Origin of the sequence: Aquimarina macrocephali (assembly GCF_051627225.1) — a bacterium.
Classification (GTDB): Bacteria; Bacteroidota; Bacteroidia; order Flavobacteriales; family Flavobacteriaceae; genus Aquimarina; species Aquimarina macrocephali.
Genome location: NZ_CP151795.1, coordinates 4,232,411 through 4,250,028 on the forward strand (window position 1 = coordinate 4,232,411; position 17,618 = coordinate 4,250,028).

The window sequence follows — 17,618 nt, forward strand, 5'->3', positions numbered from 1 at the left end:
ATAAAATCAGTCACTAATTACTTTTATATGAAACATCTTATCACTACGGTGGCATTCTTGCTTCTGGGACTTACAGTTCTTGGTCAGGCAGAGCCATCACCCGCACAACCACCGCAGATTTTTCCAACTTCTCCCGAGGCTGCTAGTCTGGGGAAATATGGAGAAATCCCTGTGAATCTTTCTACAGGAAGGATCAATCACGGCATCCCATTGCATACCATTAACGAATCAGGCTTTAGTTTACCGATTTCATTATCCTATAACTATGCGGGTCTGCAAGTAGAAGCTATCCCCGGAGCCGTTGGGTTAGGCTGGGATTTTATAGGAAAAGGTATGATTACTCGTCAGATTCGAGGTCTTCCTGATGAATCACCACTTGGGTATGTTGGTCCCAATACTATTGGTCAAAAAGTATATCAATTTCATACCAATAAAGACGGGATGTCAAATGCAGATAAAAATGCACTTGTTAGAGGGTCTGTGTCCGGAAAATGGGATACCGAATCTGATAAATATATGATTAATGTAGGATCTTTATCGGCTACCTTTTATCTAAACCATAATGACGAAGCTGTTTTTGCACCATATAAGAATTACAAGCTTACACGTTTACCCAATAATGGTGGTTTCGAACTTATCGATGATTCTGGGATCAAATATTATTTTAATGATATAGAAGAGACTACAACAGAGAACGGAGATCATATTCAGGTATATACATCGGCTTGGGTGATCAACAAAATTGTATTACCTAATACCAAAGAAATTACATTTACCTATGTAAATCAACATACACTTCAAAAAGTACATTCAGACACCTGGGTAACTGCGGCTCCTACATATGAGACAAACTATTGCCAGGCTAAACCAAATCTAATAGGGCTGTTTAAAAGTGAAACACTTTCGAATACCCAGGGATTAAGTATTAGTACGATTACTACCCCATCAGAAACCGTAACCTTTGAGTATACGATATTAAACCCTGCTCTCGAAGGACAAAACCCGGTAACACTTGAGGGTATTAAGATCAAGAATACAGTAGGGCAGGATATTATGCAATATGCGTTTACTTATGATGATAAGACCGTAAAACGAAAATTACTTACAGCAATTCACAGAGGTAAACACACGCCTGATACCCAAAGAAATTATTACACATTCGAGTATTTTGGCAGTTCACATTTAGAGATTCCGTACTATAAGCAAGATTATTGGGGATATTACAATGGGAACACAAATACTTCTGGAAGTCTGATTTCTTCAAACTCAAATCGATCTCCTGATTTTAATAGCACCAGATTAGGAGCGTTGAAAAGGATATATTACCCCACCAAAGGATATTCTGAAATTACCTATGCTCAAAATCAAGTATATGGGGCATTAGATACAGGAGAAATTGGTATAGAAGATAGATTAAATACTCCGGATGAATTACTTTTAAAATCAACTGATTATCCAGATAGTCAATTTGTTACCGAAACCAAATCAATCACTTTCACTCCAGGGGAAATCCCCGGGCAAGGAACTTATATTTCAATCTCATATGATTTACAAGCCACAGGTGGAGGGGCAGAAGCCTTGGTTAAACTTAAAAAGAAAAATGTAGCATCAACAGTTAGTTGTGTTACTCCAGGTAGCATATGTAATTACCTATATGATCAGCTTGTAATTGACCCTGATCCAAAAGATCCAAAATATATGAATACAACCATATTTAAGTTGGATCCGGGAGAATATGAACTAGAAGTATATATCAATAGGCCCATAGAGCCTATCAATCCTTCTTATGCTAAAGCCAGCGTAAACATAAAATATTATAAGCCCAATGATAATACCCCTACACCAACATATGCTAATATCCCTTTTGGAGGTATTCGGGTAGCACAGGTAAAATCTTGTGATGGAGAAGGAAATTGTATTACTAAAGCGTATTCTTATGACGATGAAGCAGGAAAATCTACAGGGATCAATCTTTCTAAACCTATATACAAAACTGGTGAAATACATGGATATGTTGCTCAAAACGAGTGTGCCGTAATAAAAAACAGATCATCAAGTACTATCCCGTTAAGTAGCTATATTGGGAGTCCGGTCTTATACAAATCTGTTCAAGAAATTAAATTAGGAGATAATGGAGAAGACCAACGAACACAACGTTTCTTTTCTGGAGGTCCCGATAAAGAAGAAATTTTTCCTTTTGCTCCAACCGAAAAAAACAACTGGAGAAGAGGGAAAGTACTCAAACAAGACCTATTGAAAAAGAATGGCAACGTATATTCTTCAATTGCTAGTACTATCAATAAAGATAGTATCATAGATATGAATTTTGGAGCTTTACAGCATTTAAACTCGTATAATTTAAAAGTAGGTCAAATCGTCTTTTTTTATGACCCAGAATCTGTAACAGAATATAATTACACAGATGTCCCTAATTATTTTGGAGTAAAAGAATATGTCAATTACTCAGAGATATTTCCAGTAATATCTTCTAAACAAATAGAAGTTCGTGCAGGAAACACTATTACCAAGGATGTTACCTATACGTATGACAACCTATATGGGCAATTAAAGACGCAAACCTACACAGATAGTCATAACAATACCATAACGACAAACTATGCATATCCTTATGATAAGAGTAGTATTGTTAACGATGCTCTGGTGGCTCAAAACAGGATTACGACTCCTATAGAGACAAAAAACACAGAAGGTACTACGCCAATGACTACCCAAATTCTGGAGTTTAAGGATTGGGGTAATGGAATAGTATTGCCGGAGATTACTAAGATTGCCAAAGGCGGTGATGATCCAGAAGCTCGCCTTACTTATATTCAATATGATACTCATGGAAATCCTTTAGAAATTTCACAAGTCGATGGTCGTCATATCATGTATGTCTGGGGATATAATAATACTCAACCTATTGTTAAGATTGATAACGCTAGTTACACTGGAATACCAGCAACAGCAAGTTCTTTGATTACGCAGTTACAAACAGCTTCTAATACTGAAGATATAGAAGCGGAAGAAACAACTATGCGTAACCTGTTTAAGGATTTACGAGAGCATACCTATTTTAAAAATGCAGAAATAAGCGGCTATACCTATGATCCTCTTGTTGGGGTGACTAGTATGACAGATCCAGAAGGCTATACCATGTATTATCAATATGATGCATTGAACCGTTTGCAATATACCCTGGATCAGGAACAGTATATAGCCCAACAGCTACGCTATAATTATCAGGGTCAACAATCCGATGTTTTAGGAGATATGACTATCCATCTCTCGGCTTCTGGATCTGTTCAACCTAATCAAGCAGTTACTTTTACTGCTAATACTTCAGGAAGCAGCGGTGCAAACCTTTATACCTGGTCTGTAGATGGTACACAAGAACAATGTGATAGTACCACTAGTTTTACCAAAACCTTTGCTAGTGAAGGCACATATACTGTAACGGTACTTGCCTATAATACGCAAACTAAACATAGAGTCAGTAAAACGATGACTGTAGTAGTGGCGTATCCTCCTATCAATATCCCAGTATTAAGTGCAAATTATAGTAGTGTTATAACTGGTACCAATGTTAATTTTAGTGCCACGGGTATCGGTGGAGGAACGGGTGACTTTCGCTATGAGTGGTATGTAAACACTATAAAACAAGCCAGTACTGCTACCACCTTTACCTATACCAACAACACAGCAGGCACCTATACGGTGTATTTTAAAGTGATCGATAACAGAAGTGGTAAATCTATCGATAGCGAAGTTCGATCATTGTATGTATATAATCCGCTAAATGTTCCTTCGGTAGTTGCTAGTAAAACATACGTTGTAAAAGGTGTAAACATATCTTTTAGTGCTCATGGAATTGGCGGAGGATCAGGCTCTCGCCGCTATGAGTGGTATGTTAATAACGTAAAACAAAGTGCTACAGGCACCAGTTACTCTAATAATTTCCCAACTGCAGGTGAATATACTGTTAAGTTTCGTGTTATAGATAACACGGTTTCAGGACATTTTAAAGAAAAGAGTGTTACGATATATTCGTATAACCCTATGGTGATCAATGTAACCCCTGATAATGCCACTCTTACCAATGCTAATCCTAGTGTAACTTTTAATTTAACAAAAAGTGCAGGATCAGGGCATTACAGTACTGTTACCTGGAAAGTATGGCGATTATCAAGTCCTTCGTCTACTTATACCTCGAATAGGACAGGGACTTCATTCTCTTATGGGACCACAGACAACGGCGAGTATGAGATTCAAGCTACCGTGACAGATACCAGAACAAACCAATCGGTACTAAAAACCATGCCAGTGATTGTTAGTAAATCCTCCGGAGGAGGTGGTAATGGTACAGGAGAGCAACATTAATCTCATAAACAATATAGTAAGATGAAAAAACAAATAATATATAGCATCGCGATACTACTAATGGGGTTGAAGCTTCAGGCCCAGGTGGTGTTATCGGATAAGAATTATATACATTCGACAGTTCCTCAAACAGCCATGACTATTGCGCAGATAGAGGCTGTAAATTGTACTAATATCAATGATATTGATAAGACGATAGAGAGTGTTACCTATTTTGATGGACTGGGTAGACCGATACAACAACGAGCAATCAAAGCCTCTAAAGATGGTAAGGATATTGTAACCCATATCGAGTATGATGTGTATGGCAGACAAGACAAACAATACCTGCCTTTTGAGGCAAGTAATACGGTGGGGAGTTATAAAGATATTAATGTAAATCAAGATATTAACCAATATTACAAAGACAACTATACAGATGATTTTCCCGGGATTACTAATACTAATCTGGGAGAGGTTAATGCCTACTCAGAGAGTATTTTTGATAAATCTCCTCTTAATCGAGTAATAAAAATAGGTGCGCCTGGTACAGCTTGGAAAGCTAACCCTAATAGTGATGCAGATCACGCTATTAAGACAGATTGGTATACTAATAAAGTTAATGAAGTAATCTATTTTAAAGTAGACTTTGCCAATCCAAACGATACTGAAGCTCCTAGCTTGGTAAAGGATGGTTTTTATGGTGCAAATCAATTGTACATAACCATTACTCAAGATGAAAACTGGACTCCGGCAGCTGGTAATAATCATACTACTAAAGAGTACAAGGATAAACAAGGTAGAATTGTTTTAAAACGAACCTTTAATGCAGGATCAGCGCATGATACCCATTATGTATATGATAGATTTGGGAATTTAACCTATGTAATACCACCTAAAGTAGATACGAGTACTACAAGTATCTCTGCTATTGAGCTTACTGAATTGTGCTACCAATATAAATATGATTATAGAAACCGATTGATCGAGAAGAAGATCCCTGGCAAAGGCAAGGAGTATATTGTGTATAACAAACTCGATCAGCCGATTATGACCCAGGATACCAACTTAAAAGCAACTAATGCATGGCTCTATACCAAATACGATGCCTTTGGCCGGGTAGCCTACACCGGTAAAATCACCGATCCCAAGGATCGTGTAGCCCTACAAACCGAGGCTACCGCCTATAGTGATGCATTGTGGGTAGACCGTATTGCTCCTGTACTAGTAGATGGGGTACAATTGTACTATAATGATGGGGGCTATCCCAAAGTGACCAATGCTACACTACTCACCATCAATTATTATGGGGACTATACTGTTTTAGGCAGTGAAGATACCTTTTTTAATGCACCAGCCATGGTATATGGTGTAACCCCTAGAGCGCAAACCAAATCCTTACCGGTAGTTAGTAAAGTACGGGTGTTAGAAACTCTGGATTGGATCACTACGGTTACTTATTATGATACCAAATCAAGACCGATTTATGTAGCCAGTAAGAATGAGTATCTAAACACTACAGATATTATAGAAACCAAGCTGGATTTTGTGGGTAAGGTAGAAGAAACCACAACCACGCATATCAAAGATAGTCATGCAGCGATTGTAACGATAGATAGTTTTATGTATGACCATATGGGTAGAGTACTCAACCAAACCCAAAAGATCAATACTCAGGATCCAGAAGTTATCGCAGCCAATACCTATGATGCTTTAGGGCAGTTAGTGTCTAAAAAAGTGGGTAATGGATTACAGGATATTCACTACAAATACAATGTAAGAGGCTGGTTAAAAGGGATCAATGATGTAAATAACTTGGGGAATGATCTGTTTGCTTTTGGCATCAATTACAATACCCCACAACTTGGAGCTACACCGCTGTTTAATGGTAATATAGCAGAGACCCATTGGAAAACTCAAAGTGTAAACCCTAACCCTCCGAACAATCCGGTAAGCACTTCATATGTGTATAGTTATGATGCCCTTAATAGAATTGTAAGTGCAACAGATAATACTGGTAACTATTCGATAAGTAATATCACGTATGATAAGGTTGGGAACATTCTTTCTTTAAATAGAAAAGGACATATTAATGCAGCAGCCACAGATTTTGGGGATATGGATATACTCTCTTATACGTATGACAGCGGCAATAAGCTCATGAAAGTTAGTGATGCTGCCCCTATAGATCAGTTTGGCTTTAAAGATGATGCGGTGAATACTGCTACTGATACTTCTAATGATTATGTTTACGACACTAATGGTAATATGACTGAGGATCAAAACAAAGGGATTACAGGGATTACCTATAATCATTTAAATCTACCTCAAACAGTAACTGTAAATAATACAGATCATACCGGAAATATTAATTATATTTACGACGCCACTGGAGCAAAATTAAAAAAGATTGCAACAGAGGGAAGTTCTTTAATAGAGACTGAGTATGCCGGTAATTATGTGTATAAGAATGGTAATCTGGAGTTCTTTAATACCTCAGAAGGGTATGTAGAACAACACTCAGATGGCTTTAAGTACATCTATCAATACAAAGACCATTTAGGCAATATACGTTTAAGCTATAATAAAGGCGGTAACAAGACTTTTTTAAATGATACTTTTGATAGTAGTACCGATGGCTGGGGTGGCGGAGGCGTATCTGCAACCAATGGCCGTTTAGGTGTTAAAGTACGGTATATGTACAGTGGTACAAATAAGAAGATTACACAATCTTTTAGTGCTGGTGAAACTGTGAAGATACGACTGAAACTGGATGCCAATGGCAAAGGATATAAGATGCGTGTACTGGTCAATGAGATTGATGCTACCAACAAGAGTACAGGATGGTATTCTGCAGGAGATGCTGGCGAAGGTAATTTTGAAGCTACCTACCAGATCAAGCAAGATGCTGCTAAGCTAAATATCAAACTGGGATTAACCAGTAGTATAGCTGCAGAAGAAGAAATCTATCTTGATGATATTAGTGTGCTACAAGAAACCGAAGAAGGGATCATCGTACAGGAAGAAAAGAATTATTATCCATTTGGACTACAACATAAAGGATACAATTTTGCCGTGAATGGTAGCAAACATCCATATGGATATAATGGTATAGAATTAGAAGAAGGTCTAGGTCTTGATCTTTATGAAATGCCATTGCGACAATATGATCCTGCTATTGCAAGGTGGGCAAGGATTGACCCTGTTACACATCATTCTAACTCTACTTATAATGGTTTTGATAATAATCCTGTATTCTGGGCTGATCCTAGTGGTGCTGATACAGAATCTTTTATAAATGGTTTATTTGAGAGTTCTGCTAGTGGAACTACTTGGACAAATACAGGAAATGGTAATTTCTCTAATGGAAAAGGTAAGACAGCTTCTTGTGATGATTGTGAGCAAGAAGAAAAAAATCCAAATCAAATAGCTCACGACCTATATAAAAATAAAACAAAAGTATTACCCGAAATAAGTCGTTGGGATGATGCTTGGTCTGAATTTTGGGATGGAACAACGACTAGAACAGTAGATATTGGTGGAGAAAATTTTTATGTTAACTATGATGGAACTATTGCTTTTAACAATTTTTTATCTGTTGCTGTCGCTCCAGAAATAGCAACTTGGATAGTACCGGGAGGTGCTCCATTTAAATTTATTTCAAAAGGAAAAGCTTTCATTCATTATGCTAAACATGTTAAAAACATTAAGTATTTATGGAAAACCAAAAGTTGGAAAGCAATCACAAATGGAGGTAGTTTAATCGGTGAATTCAATTCTTTTTCGTCTTATGTTAAAGGAGCTCAAAAGTTTTTTGCAAGCAACGGATCAAACTTTATGACTTATGTAAATAAACAAGGAACTATATTTAAGATGAATATAAAAACTGGGCATTTTGGAGTAGCAGATAAACAAGGAATTATTCAGACATTTTATAAAATGGAAATTAAAAATAATAAAGCATTAAATTACTTTATTGAACAAGTAAAAAAATATTAATTTATTATTATGACACTAGAAAACCTTTTTCAGAAGTATCAAATTAGAAGTAATTTTGAATCTCTAACAGAATTAACGAACTCTTGGAATGAAATTATAGAAGATTGTGGAGATGGATATAATCAAAATATTTTTGAGTTAGATTATGATATTGCTGTTAGAGATGAAATACAATTATTATTAGAAGACACTTCTTTTAAAGATCATAACGATTATAAAAACTTTAAAAATAAGATTGAGTTATTAGATGAAAGGTTCTTGGGATTAGTCAATTTCATCACTGAAGATGATATCAATCACTTTTTTTGGAAAAGAAAGTTTGTTCTGATTGATGCAGGAATTGAATATAGAAATAGCGTATTTAAGGAATTTGGTATTAAGTATTAAAGGTAATAAGCCAAACTGGTAATGCCCTGGTAATGGGTCAAATTGGTGCTTTTGAAAAAGAGCATTATAAAGTTTGATTATCAAACAAATTAAATAAATAAAAAAGAGTTGTAGAAATGCAGCTCTTTTTTTATGCTCTAGAGTGAACTAAGAAAACAGTTCTCTAGCCTGCCAGAAAGTAGGAAAAGAACAATATAATCGTATCAAAACCAAATCTATGCTAACAAACAACATTGCTGAGATACAGATCAGCTACTCATCTCATATTGCTAAAAAACACAGAACAAAAATTAAGAACTCTACAGATGCTTACAATGTATTTATTAATTCTTGGGATCAGAAAACTATAGAGCTACAAGAAGAATTTAAAGTACTACTACTCAATAATGCAAACGAAGTATTAGGAGTACAAAATCTATCAAAAGGAGGTACTAGTGGTACTTATGTAGATGTAAAGTTATTATTTGCTATTGCTTTAAAAGTATGTGCAAGTGGTGTTATTATAGCACATAATCATCCCTCTGGTACTTTAGAGCCTAGTGATTCAGATATTAGGCTTACTAAGAAAATTAAAGAATCGGGTAATCTATTAGATATTAATTTGCTAGATCATTTGATAATTACAAAAGAAGAATTCTATAGTTTGGCAGATCATTGCAAGTTTTAATCTTTATCAAAATCAAATAATTCTGTAATATGAATTTTGAGAGCTTTGGATAGTGCTCTCATTGTAGATACAGTAGTGTTTACTTCTCCTCTTTCTATTCTACCTACCTGACTTATTGGGATATCAGCATCATTTGCTAATTGCTCTTGAGAGAGTTTAGATTTTTTTCTTAAGCCCCTTAAGTGTTTGCCAAATGCAGTAATGTATTTATGATCTATAGCCTTCACAGGCTAAAATTGCGTAAACCTTCAAAATAAAAACAACGCATATATGCGCTATTTTTGAATTTAAAAACTATATTTGAAATCATAAAATGAATCCACTTCAACAAATCGATTAAGATTAAGAGAGTATGATAAAAAAAGTAACTTCGATCATTTCATCATTTTTGCTATTTGGATGTGTTTCTAAATCTGAATATGAGCAATTAGAAGCCAGAGAAGAATATGCCAGAGAAACAGCAAAAGAGTATATACATCTATATGATTCGCTTATTTACGTAGTGATCCCGAAGCTTGAAGAAAAAATAAAACAGCAAAACAAACCTCGTAAGAAAGCTAAAACAAAATCTAAATTTTATACCGAACAACAAGCATTAAACTTTGTTAAAGACTGGTATGGTTTCTATAACGCTGAATGGATCTATAGAAACCCTAGAATTAGAAGAAGCGCGAATAATGTATTTGTTGTTTCTCTCGAAGAAGCTACTAAGAGCACAGGAAGAAGAGTAACTAAAATTAATCAAGACCTTACCACTACTAAAACTAAAGAAATGATATATACATGGTACTCAAATGTGTATGAACTAACTATCGCAAATAATGGGAAATACAGTTTTAAACCAAAATTTTAATTTAACACTATAACAAAATGAAAAAACTCCTGATTCTTTTTCTAATCATACTACTATACGCGTGTAGTAGTGATAATAACAATGAAACGCCAGAAACTAACAATCCTGACACTCCTCCTATCACAGGAACAACAAAACTTATAAAACAGGTTGTTTCGCAGAAATTCGAACAAGAACATAATGGATATTATCCTGATCAGTTTGTATATACTGATGAAAAGCTAGTAAAAGCCTTATTTTATGGGTGTTCTGGAACGATGTATCAGTTTGAATACGGTAGTAATGGAAAAATAGAAACATATTACCACAAAAGCGGATTTCATCCAGAAGATTTGTCAACGGATATTTCAGGTGTAGAATTTGTTATTGTTGGTACTATCAAATATGACAGTCAAAATCGTGTAATTGAACAGAGTGACTCTAGAGGCTTTAAAATAGATATCGAATATGATCAGAATAGTAGAATTTCTAAAATGTTAGTTAAAGAAGATGAGCTAAGAGCCCCTATATCACTAGTTGTAGAAGAATTTGACAAAAATGGGAATCCTATTAAAATAAATTCAGATACTTGCAATTATGACGATAAGGTAAATCCTATGTATGTGTTATTCAATGAATTTGGGATCTTTTATCTACAAACCTGCAATTCATTAGATAATTTAAATACACGATCTTATTTTAATTCTCCTTCAAATCCTAAAGAGCATTTCGAGGATGGAAAACTTACATTTTCAGCAATCTATGAGTATGATCAAGATGGATACCCTACAAAAGCAACATATACAGATAGTAACAGTAGCATTCCTTTCTCTGATGTAGACACTTTTTCTTATAATTAAACATAAACAAAACGTATCTGAATCATAAAAATTCATGACCCATCAATTTTGGTGGGTTTTCTTTTATAATATACCTCTCTGCTATACTTTAGATACTATGTTAGTATGCCAGAGGAGGAGGAAATTAATAAGTTACAATCAAATCATACGGAAGCACAGCAAAAACAGATGAATTCATTAAATCATAATTATTTTAATCTGTTGTTATTTTTTACTTCTAAGAGCACTAAATACATATAATTGCACTAAATCACTTAGATAAATAAAGATGAATAAGAGCACTTTAACACTTGTAAGATTACGAAATGAATTCTAAATGTAACAAGTACATGTGATTGATATTAAAGTGTTGAAAAACAGATGTTTGTTAATAAAAATGTTAATAATATTTGTAGGAAAAAAGTATCATTTTTCGTATCTTTGTAGAGTTGTGATCCTGATCAAAAACAACAATTTTCTAAGAAATTAAATTAGGAACTTTAAGTTTCAATATATATGAAAGCCTTAGTTGTAGATCAGGATGCAGCTAGGGTTTTTCTTTTTATAAACCTTTACAATTCAAATCTATATGATTTGTAGACCTTATACACAAAGCAAAGTGTATAACAGCCTAGAGGATGCCAAAAGCACAGTTATAGGTTCTGACGTCGGGTTGTAAAGCTCTATCATTTTTACATAAGAGCTTGAGATGTCCCCGATAGGGTTAAAAAATTGCCAGCATATAATGTTGTGGGAGAACTGTTTTGGGAAGTTCTTGGAGGTGGGATGATTGTTAGGATCATTAGCGTACGGCACAATGGAAATTGTTGGTTAATATCGCATCATAGTAATATGATGTCAAAGTAGTAAGAGTCTTTTCTTGGTACTAAGGGGTAAATTATGTTTAAATCTGAAATAATAAATATTGTTACACGCATAGAAGTCGGTTATTCGTAAAGTTGAGCTATACTATAAAATTTTACTTAGTTTACCAGAGAAGACAAAAATTAGTAAAATATTGATATCTGCTATAGAATTTTGATTTTTAGATGCAAAAATATGATTCTAAGAATTCGTATTAGTTTTTCTAATAAAAAACTATTCACTTCTGTCTCCTCTGGCAACTGCAGGCTAATGAATACAGGTAGAGTCATTGGATGCTATACTATAAATTTCCTAAGGTAATATTGTTCCACCATTTCATTTTTTCCTTTCTGGAAAATCAATGACCTGTGTACTACATTAGCTACACTTCTGTTTTTAATTATATTTTCTATGGTGGGGGTGGTACAATTATTACATATCCATAAGCGTGTGGTAATTAATAAGTCGCCCTCACCTTTTCTTTTGATAGCATAATGAATCTGTTATTTATGTATTGCCAGAAGTAAGGAAAAATAGTAAGGTTATAGTTAGCTCCACTTTTGATTAGTATTTACACAGAAAATTTTTTATAATTTTTTTTGAAAAATTTCTTGTAGTGCTATAAGAGATTGATAATTAGCAAGACACCCCTCCCTTTTCTGAGGTAGGGGAAGTACCCCCACCTTGTTAACTATTAAATATAAAGCTTATGGTAACCGTATCAGATTACAAAAAAAGAACCACTCAAGAAGGAGACGAATTTCTAGTACTTATTCTACAAGGAGGCGTAGAAGCTGTGAAGAGCAATACTACAGGCAAAATGTATTTTACAGCAAAACAATGTTCTGTGCCTACTACATTTGATGAGCCAACCTGTCAAAGTATTATAGGGAGTCAGTTTCCTGGTACTATTCAGAAAGTAGAATGTGATCCTTATGAGTATACTACAGAATCAGGTGATACTATGACACTAGAACACAGGTGGCAATATGTAGATAATACAGAAGAAATGATAGCAGAGCATCTTGTAGCAGATGCCGAAGTGATTTAGAATTTGAACTAAATAGGAGTTTACACAAGTAAGCTCCTGTTTGTTTTTATATATAAAGATCTCCCTCTTTTTCAGCTAAAATCTAATCCCATCAAACCACCTCTATTAATATTATATAGCTATAATACACATGACTCAGAAAAAATCAACCAATAGATTAATGTATTGCAATCCCTATAGAATTATGATTTTGAACAAATACAACAAACTAAAAGAGCTTCATTGTCCATTTCTGGTAGAAGTAAAATACAATATTTCAGGACTATCAGAAGGGCAAAAGGTGCAGGTAGAATTAATAAAACTATCTCATAATAGTAAGATAGTTTTTGTCATACAGAACAAGTGTTATTACTACTACCATTTCTCTATTATAGATAGCTGAAACAGCTTGTAAATACTCACTTTTTTAAAAACAAAATATGTTAGATACTACAAATCCTCAAAACTATGAGTACATCACCGATACGTTAGAAATTCATGTTCTGGGAGGTATTAAATTCAACAATTTAGAAAGAATGAGAGTAACGTTAGGTATTAGTAAACCAAAAAATAGTAATGTATTACGACATAGTATTGATTTATATAACGATACTATGGTAGAGAAACTGGTACGTAAGATTGCAGAACGTATAGAAATAGGAACAATAATTACCAGAAAAACACTACAAGAACTTACAGCAGCACTAGAACAATATCGTATTAATACCCTAGAAAAAGAAAATGCAGCTACACAGCAACAAATCAAAGTGTTATCAGATAAAGAGCAGCAGGCAGCTATTAAATTCTTAGAGTCAAAGAACCTACTACAAAAGACTAATGAACTCATAGGTGTATCTGGTGTTATTGGAGAAGAAACCAACAGATTATTAATGTATCTGATCTTTACCAGTAGGAAAACAAACAATCCTTTACATTGTATTAGTTTAGGCTCTTCTGGTACAGGAAAAACGCATCTACAAAGCAAAGTAGCAGAACTGATACCAGAGGAAGACAAAATAGAGATCACTGTACTCTCTGCAAATGCCTTCTATTACTTTAACAGAACAGAGCTTAGAAATAAACTGATTCTAATAGAAGATATGGATGGAGCAGAATCTGTATTGTACCCTCTCAGAGAGTTACAGTCTAAAAAGAGAATTACTAAAACTGTAGTGCATAAAGATTCACGTGGCCAAAGCAAAACCATTCATTTGGTAGTAGAAGGACCTGTATCTATTGCAGGTTGTACTACACAAGAGTCTATTTATGAAGATAATAGCAATAGAAGCTTCTTACTGTATATGGATGAATCAGAGGTACAGGATCAAAAGATTATGCAATATCAACGTAGATCTTTCGCAGGTAAAATAGATAAGCATGAGGAATATGAAGCAGTCAGATTTTTACAAGATGTGCAGTGTGTATTACAACCTGTTAAAGTGATCAATCCATATGCAGAATATTTATCACTCCCTCTGGTAGTATTTAAGCCCAGAAGGACTAATACACATTATTTGCAATTTATCGAAGCTGTTACCTTCTATTGCCAGAGGAAGAGAAAAAGAAAGTATGATCAGCAGACAGGAGAGGAATATATCGAAACTACAATAGAAGATATTAAAGCTGCCAATGAACTGATAAAAGAAGTGCTGTTACGTAAAAGTGATACCATTACAGGAGCATGTAGAAACTATCTCGAAAGATTAAAATCTTATTTAAAAGAAAACAAGCAAAGCTATTTTACAGCACTAGAAATCAGAAGAGTATTAAAAATAAAGAAAACAACACAATGGAGATATCACAAGCAGCTAATTGAAAATTATTATATTAGAACACAGAAAAATAAAAAAGGAGATACAATAGTGCGATATGAAATCACTAATCCTAATGAATACAAAGACTTAGAATCTTCTATAGAACAAGCACTACAAGATTGTATTACCAAGATTACTAGTATATCCTTACCTGAGTAAAGGTGTTCCACCGTTTCAATGCTGTTCCATTGCATAAATGGAACGCATAATTTGTAGAAATACAGCAGTTTAACTAAGCTGTTTTACAAAATTCATAAAAACACATACCGAATGAAAAAAATTAAGTCAAGAGCATTGACAGGCATTACCTATGAAAAAACTGAAATTAGAAAATAGAAGTTACAAGAGGCTTTTAGAGGATTTTGAGGAGTGGTTAGATATCTTAGGATATAATGAAAAGGCAGTATACTATACACCAATATTTATACAAGAATTCTTTTATTGGCTAGAACAACGGGATATCCAAAGATTAGAGCAGATTACTATAGACACTGTAAAAAGCTATTACAAATATCTGAATGAAAGAAGTAATCAGAGAAAAGATGGAGGATTAAGTAAAGCATACTTAAACAAACATCAAAACGCACTTAGAAAGTTCAGGGAATATCTCAAAAAACATGGAGGTATAGCTTTTAAAATACACTTGCGCTTAGAAAAAGGAGAAAATACTATAAAAGATGTACTTACGCTAGCAGAAATTAAATTGCTCTTTAAAGCTACTGATCACAGTAGTAAATACAGGCATATAAGATTTCGAGATAGAGCTATTCTTGTAGCATTATACAGTTGTGGATTGAGAAGAACAGAGGCAGTTAGTTTAGATATTGGTGATATTCTTTTTGATGTAAGACGTGTATTTGTAAGGCAAGGGAAGAATTATAAAGAACGATATGTACCTATCAATACATATAATTTGAAAATTCTGGAAGACTACATTTTTGAAGCAAGGCCAATGTATACTGGTAATCATGGTACAGAAGCATTGTTTATCAATAAATACAGCAGTAGGTTGCATGGTCAGGATTTAGGAAGAAGACTACATCATTTATTAACTCTCATTGATGATGAAATCTTAAGAGAGAAGCACATTACTCCACATTGTTTACGACATAGTATTGCTACTCATTTACTACAAGAGGGAATGAAGATTGAAGATATACAACAGTTTCTAGGGCATAGCTCTCTAAAAGCAACACAAATTTACACACACTTACTCGAATCACTATGAAAGATTATTATACATATTTAGAAAAGCTAAATCAGAGTCAAAGTACAATAGAGAGAAATGTTTATAATATTGGTAAGCTAAAAGAATGGTGCAGATCAAAACGTACCAAACCTGAAAACCTAAGCTATAAACAATTCTTGAATTATATTAATCACTTAAAAACTACAAACAAACCAGAAACTATTAACAGGCATATTTTAGGAGCTAAACATTATTTTAATTACCTGATAGAACAGGGAGTTCGAACAGATAATATTGCAGATGATCTAAAAATACGAGGAGAACGCAAAAAAGTGTTTTATAACCTACTTACAGGTGATGAACTAGAAGATTTGTTCTACAGTTTTGAAACGGATAAGATATGGAAGGATAACTTTTATTATAGAGCTACAGCAAAACGTAATAAAGTGATAGTAGGATTATTAGTATATCAGGGTTTGGTAAGCAATAATTTTAAATCACTAGCACTAGAGCATATTGATTTGCACAGAGGGACAATATATATACCAAGTACAAGAAGAAATGCAGAGAGAACACTAGCTCTAAAATCTTGGCAGATTATAGAGTTCAAAGAATACATAGAAAAAGTACGCCCAATTATACAAGATCATATAGGTACATATGATGAAAAGTTGTTTCCTGTCAATACACCACAATTTAGAATGGTTTTACGGCCAATTCTAAAGAAATTAAAACATCATAATCAGAAAGTAAGCAATAACAGTCACATTAGAGCAAGTGTTATTGTTAACTGGTTAGGATACTATAACATCAGGAAAGTACAGCAAATGGCAGGTCATAGACATATTAGTTCTACAGAATCTTATAAGCAAGATAATCTAGAAAATCTGCATGAAGCTATTAATAAGTTTCATCCATTGAGCTAAAAAATAGTATGAAACCATAAGGTTCAGGAGTTTTGGAGCAAAAGCCAGTGATTACCCCAGATTACGGGCTGATCAAAGGAGTTCTTCAATCAGTCATGCACAGCTACGCAAGTTGCTACGCACCGTAATAGCTTCCTCACCTTTGGTCGTCAGCAATTACTACTTGTCTTCACGTGATGCCTTCAATCATCACCCGTAGCTACTCTTTTGCTTAAAAACAATAAGGTACGCTATCGCTATACTTTTCATTAAGCAAAACCGCTACTACATTGGCTACGCCGCTATCTCGCAGCTTAGCTAAAATATTGTGAAGAAGCTATTATCAAATTAAGGTCACAATATTTCATCTGGCACACAAGTCACTACGTTACCTCTTGTGTGTCAGCTGCTCCACTTCGCAAGGCTACGCCCAGTTTTGCATGCATGCAGCTCATCTTCAATCACCAGATAGGCTAGGATTACTATTAAAGTAGAAGATCAGCCACATAATCTCATGCAACTTCTATTTTAATAGAAATCACAATTATTCACTCTATAAAACTAAAAATCTGCTTTTTTAAAGTTGTAAAAATGAGTTTTTAAGAAAAAATAATGAGTGTAAATATTTGTTTTTCAACGAGTTAAAAAGTTTTCCGTACTTCTGTCCTTATAAATGTTAAAAAACAAGGGAATTACAACTCTTTTTTTTATGTAACTATCTGATAATCAAATA

11 protein-coding genes are annotated in these 17,618 nt (G+C 34.2%); 10 read left to right on the forward strand and 1 reads right to left on the reverse strand.

The annotated features are described in order from the left end of the window. Window positions 1-27 precede the first annotated feature (27 nt). From AAFU52_RS18470 to AAFU52_RS18485, 4 genes are all read left to right on the forward strand, one after another. Entirely contained in the window at window positions 28-4,380 is a 4,353-nt protein-coding gene (locus tag AAFU52_RS18470; protein ID WP_438423013.1) for a PKD domain-containing protein, read from the forward strand. A gap of 21 nt (window positions 4,381-4,401) precedes the next feature. Then, window positions 4,402-8,358, forward strand: coding sequence for a DUF6443 domain-containing protein (locus AAFU52_RS18475; protein ID WP_438423014.1), 3,957 nt, complete (start codon window positions 4,402-4,404; stop codon window positions 8,356-8,358). A gap of 9 nt (window positions 8,359-8,367) precedes the next feature. Next, entirely contained in the window at window positions 8,368-8,745 is a 378-nt protein-coding gene (locus AAFU52_RS18480) for a hypothetical protein (protein WP_438423015.1), read from the forward strand. Between the two features lie 217 nt (window positions 8,746-8,962). Further along, window positions 8,963-9,412, forward strand: coding sequence for a JAB domain-containing protein (locus tag AAFU52_RS18485; protein ID WP_438423016.1), 450 nt, complete (start codon window positions 8,963-8,965; stop codon window positions 9,410-9,412). Here AAFU52_RS18485 and AAFU52_RS18490 read toward each other — a convergent pair. Continuing rightward, window positions 9,409-9,639 carry a helix-turn-helix domain-containing protein gene (locus AAFU52_RS18490; protein ID WP_438423018.1) on the reverse strand — a complete coding sequence of 77 codons (231 nt, stop codon included), beginning with the start codon at window positions 9,637-9,639 and terminating at the stop codon, window positions 9,409-9,411. The genes AAFU52_RS18485 and AAFU52_RS18490 overlap by 4 nt on opposite strands. A gap of 125 nt (window positions 9,640-9,764) precedes the next feature. On the opposite strand from AAFU52_RS18490, the gene AAFU52_RS18495 reads away from it, so the two are divergent. The 6 genes from AAFU52_RS18495 to AAFU52_RS18520 all read left to right on the forward strand — a co-directional run bounded on the left by AAFU52_RS18495 (window position 9,765) and on the right by AAFU52_RS18520 (window position 16,906). Then, window positions 9,765-10,265 carry a hypothetical protein gene (locus AAFU52_RS18495; protein WP_438423019.1) on the forward strand — a complete coding sequence of 167 codons (501 nt, stop codon included), beginning with the start codon at window positions 9,765-9,767 and terminating at the stop codon, window positions 10,263-10,265. A gap of 17 nt (window positions 10,266-10,282) precedes the next feature. Further along, complete coding sequence (locus AAFU52_RS18500; protein ID WP_438423021.1) at window positions 10,283-11,104, forward strand: hypothetical protein; 822 nt, start codon at window positions 10,283-10,285, stop codon at window positions 11,102-11,104. Window positions 11,105-12,656: 1,552 nt separating this feature from the next. Then, on the forward strand, window positions 12,657-12,998 hold the full coding sequence (locus AAFU52_RS18505; protein ID WP_438423022.1) for a hypothetical protein: 342 nt from the start codon (window positions 12,657-12,659) through the stop codon (window positions 12,996-12,998). Window positions 12,999-13,417: 419 nt separating this feature from the next. Then, window positions 13,418-14,950 carry a hypothetical protein gene (locus AAFU52_RS18510; RefSeq protein WP_438423023.1) on the forward strand — a complete coding sequence of 511 codons (1,533 nt, stop codon included), beginning with the start codon at window positions 13,418-13,420 and terminating at the stop codon, window positions 14,948-14,950. Window positions 14,951-15,101: 151 nt separating this feature from the next. Beyond that, window positions 15,102-16,019 carry a tyrosine-type recombinase/integrase gene (locus AAFU52_RS18515; protein ID WP_438423024.1) on the forward strand — a complete coding sequence of 306 codons (918 nt, stop codon included), beginning with the start codon at window positions 15,102-15,104 and terminating at the stop codon, window positions 16,017-16,019. Next, the gene (locus AAFU52_RS18520; RefSeq protein WP_438423025.1) at window positions 16,016-16,906 is read left to right on the forward strand and encodes a tyrosine-type recombinase/integrase; all 891 of its coding nucleotides are present in this window, start codon (window positions 16,016-16,018) and stop codon (window positions 16,904-16,906) included. Before AAFU52_RS18515 ends, AAFU52_RS18520 begins: the two co-directional genes overlap by 4 nt. Window positions 16,907-17,618 lie beyond the last annotated feature (712 nt).

What these genes read in the sequence shown, in the direction of transcription:
- AAFU52_RS18470 (WP_438423013.1), top strand. Translation starts at nt 28, where the DNA reads ATGAAACATCTTATCACTACGGTGGCATTCTTGCTTCTGGGACTTACA.
- AAFU52_RS18475 (WP_438423014.1), top strand. Translation starts at nt 4,402, where the DNA reads ATGAAAAAACAAATAATATATAGCATCGCGATACTACTAATGGGGTTG.
- AAFU52_RS18480 (WP_438423015.1), top strand. Translation starts at nt 8,368, where the DNA reads ATGACACTAGAAAACCTTTTTCAGAAGTATCAAATTAGAAGTAATTTT.
- AAFU52_RS18485 (WP_438423016.1), top strand. Translation starts at nt 8,963, where the DNA reads ATGCTAACAAACAACATTGCTGAGATACAGATCAGCTACTCATCTCAT.
- AAFU52_RS18495 (WP_438423019.1), top strand. Translation starts at nt 9,765, where the DNA reads ATGATAAAAAAAGTAACTTCGATCATTTCATCATTTTTGCTATTTGGA.
- AAFU52_RS18500 (WP_438423021.1), top strand. Translation starts at nt 10,283, where the DNA reads ATGAAAAAACTCCTGATTCTTTTTCTAATCATACTACTATACGCGTGT.
- AAFU52_RS18505 (WP_438423022.1), top strand. Translation starts at nt 12,657, where the DNA reads ATGGTAACCGTATCAGATTACAAAAAAAGAACCACTCAAGAAGGAGAC.
- AAFU52_RS18510 (WP_438423023.1), top strand. Translation starts at nt 13,418, where the DNA reads ATGTTAGATACTACAAATCCTCAAAACTATGAGTACATCACCGATACG.
- AAFU52_RS18515 (WP_438423024.1), top strand. Translation starts at nt 15,102, where the DNA reads ATGAAAAAACTGAAATTAGAAAATAGAAGTTACAAGAGGCTTTTAGAG.
- AAFU52_RS18520 (WP_438423025.1), top strand. Translation starts at nt 16,016, where the DNA reads ATGAAAGATTATTATACATATTTAGAAAAGCTAAATCAGAGTCAAAGT.